Source organism: Peribacillus sp. P4_C12 (genome assembly GCF_056402095.1).
Genome location: NZ_JBFUIB010000519.1, coordinates 1 through 2469, shown reverse-complemented (window position 1 = coordinate 2469; position 2469 = coordinate 1). Strand labels below are relative to the sequence as shown.

Here is a 2469-nt window from a genome sequence, read left to right as displayed (position 1 = left end):
CAACGGTATACAAAATGAACCCTTCATTCAATCCATTTTGATTTACGCGGGCCAATAGTAACCTCTCCATCAGTTGGTATTTCCATCTTCCCCATTTTATAAACACCCCTTCATAAGGGAGGTAATATCTTTATGAAAAATTCAATTCTTTATAAAAAAGTTTTAACAAACGTCTTATTGAGCTTTATTGCCCGTTTGATGAATATTAGGTATGAACTTATAATCTTTCATCCTGCCGTGTATTTTTTTGTAAAAGGTCGCGGATTTCCTTTAAATATTGATCGGATGCTGGTACCTCTTCCTCGTTCACTTGTTTTTTTCTAATAATAGAATTCGCCATCTTCATAAACAGGAAAATCGTATAGAATTCCTCCTTAGTTTTGAGTTAGATTATACTCATACCTTATAAGGAGCCCTATTTTTTTCAAAGTCGAAAAATAACGATCTATAGGAATGCTCCCCTGCCAATTAGCACAATAAGAAAAAGCTGCCACATATACAGCTCCGATTGTTAATGAATCTATGTATTGTAGATTTGCAGGACAAATCAACTTTTGGTCGAACTTTCTTATAGAGCATTGAATCAGAGGAGAGTGGGATTATGTTCTTATCGAAAGAAGCTTTGTTTGATATTATGGAAGGAAACAGGAGATTAACAATGCGTGTGATTGAAGCCTTTCCGGAAGAAAAATTATTTCACTATACACCGGTCGAGAAGCTTCGTCCCTTCGCAGAGATGGTTAAAGAAATTATGAACATTGAAAGAGGATATATGCGAGGTATTGCGCTCGGTGAGTGGGAGTTTCAAGATTCGTTTGCTACTCTTTCTACAAAAGAGGCACTAGTAAAAGCATGCGAGGATGTGCGGGAAGATACTAGAAAAATGTGGAATAATATTACTGAGGGAAAACTTGAAGTGGTTGAAAAGGATCCCTTTTTTGGACCTTCACAAAGCCACTTTGCAAGACTTCAATATGCCTTGGAAAATGAAATACATCACCGAGGACAGGGTTTTATCTATCTTAGAACACTTGGGATTGAACCACCAGAATTTTTTGTCAGGTAAAATGAAATCTACTGAAAAGGAAGAGATGAACTTGAAATGAGTTTCTCTTTAAAAAAACCAAACCTCTAAAAAAGGTTTGGTTTTTTTGGCGAAATATTAGTTTTAGCCTTTTTACTGCTATTTGGCTTTGGTAGTAATGTATCTGGACTAATTGGACCTTGTGTAGTATCGGACAGAAACGGCAATAGAATTTTGGATGTTCTGTAAGATCGGTTCAATAAAGATGTTTAATTATACTCTCATACTCTCACAAAACACTGTCATAGCTAACCTAGACGGTGTTTTAAATAGTATATTTCTGTATTGTGAATTACATTGCTTAAATTGAATAACAATAAACCGTTTATAATCTAAGTCTGCTTCCACAATTGCCCTGATAGTTGAAGAACAAAAGTACGAAATTAGATAAGAAAATTTCTCATTGATTCAGGTACTAGTTCGTGAAAGAAGATGCAATTATAATCCATTTAAAAAAGTATTGGATTTTATTTTGGATCAATTGTTCATACTAATATAAAATACCTGTTACAAAAGGAGAATATATGCCAAATCAAGAAAATAATAGCCTTAATCCAGTCCCACATAAAAATCAAGTTAATCGATTAAATAAAAAGATTGATACATACGACATACTTAAACAAGCAATGGAAGTGGATACAGATGTCAATGAAGACCCAAATCGGGAAAGATTATTGGATGAATCAGTCGATTCTTTTCTAGAATCGAAAGAAGAATGGGAATATTAGAGCAGGAAATGTCGTCGCACATGTCCTGTTTTAGGAGCACCTAATGCTTTTATATTCAATTATCCTTCCATTATTTGAATAAGAAAAAACGCTACTTTAATTATCACGCCCTTTAATACAACAAATTATTGCGTAAAAAACCCTCTTGTACGTATAAAGAGGGTTAACTATATAGGTTTAATTATTAAGAATCGTTCTTTAATTGAAAACCTGATTTTTTAAATGGTGTTCCATATGTTCAAGATAGTCTTGAATAAGCCACTCGAGAGTCTTCATTTGATTATTACCAATATCACATTGATACGTTAATTTTTCATAAGGCGTCTTAGCAATAATTTTTATTATTTTTTTATTTAAGCCACACCATAGATTTATTATTTCTTCAATAGATATATCTTGATAATCCTGTATATCCACCCACTGATCTTGATTATATGGGGTAAGAGCAAATGGTTGTTCTTCATATTGAATTTTGATAAATCTTTCAAGATTATTAATAGCAGAATCACATAAATGGCCCAAAATCTCTTTTTTTGACCATTTATCTGGCATAGGTCTTTGTGACACCTCTAATTCAGACATCCCACTGAACTCATTCGGGACCTTAATTATCCAATTATTTATTTTATCAACTACGCTCTGCATATTTTTCTCCTC

Annotated in this window: 4 protein-coding genes; 2 read left to right on the top strand and 2 right to left on the bottom strand. The window is 33.3% G+C overall.

What is annotated here, in order from left to right; all coding sequences use genetic code 11:
* Positions 1-217 precede the first annotated feature (217 nt).
* A complete protein-coding gene (locus AC1DUW_RS25850; protein WP_477643824.1) occupies positions 218-346 on the bottom strand; it encodes a hypothetical protein in 129 nt (42 codons plus the stop codon).
* Positions 347-601: 255 nt separating this feature from the next.
* Between AC1DUW_RS25850 and AC1DUW_RS25845 the strand changes: the two genes are divergently transcribed.
* Both AC1DUW_RS25845 and AC1DUW_RS25840 read left to right on the top strand, forming a co-directional pair.
* Complete coding sequence (locus AC1DUW_RS25845) at positions 602-1066, top strand: DinB family protein (protein ID WP_053346700.1); 465 nt, start codon at positions 602-604, stop codon at positions 1064-1066.
* A gap of 542 nt (positions 1067-1608) precedes the next feature.
* Positions 1609-1812 carry a hypothetical protein gene (locus AC1DUW_RS25840; RefSeq protein ID WP_053346701.1) on the top strand — a complete coding sequence of 68 codons (204 nt, stop codon included), beginning with the start codon at positions 1609-1611 and terminating at the stop codon, positions 1810-1812.
* A gap of 198 nt (positions 1813-2010) precedes the next feature.
* On the opposite strand, the gene AC1DUW_RS25835 is transcribed toward AC1DUW_RS25840, so the two are convergent.
* Positions 2011-2469, bottom strand: a 459-nt coding sequence (locus AC1DUW_RS25835; RefSeq protein ID WP_477643823.1) for a DinB family protein, incomplete at its 5' end; no start/stop codon positions are given.

Coding starts and splice junctions, on each gene's coding strand:
- AC1DUW_RS25850 (WP_477643824.1), bottom strand. CDS start 346: ATGAAGATGGCGAATTCTATTATTAGAAAAAAACAAGTGAACGAGGAA.
- AC1DUW_RS25845 (WP_053346700.1), top strand. CDS start 602: ATGTTCTTATCGAAAGAAGCTTTGTTTGATATTATGGAAGGAAACAGG.
- AC1DUW_RS25840 (WP_053346701.1), top strand. CDS start 1,609: ATGCCAAATCAAGAAAATAATAGCCTTAATCCAGTCCCACATAAAAAT.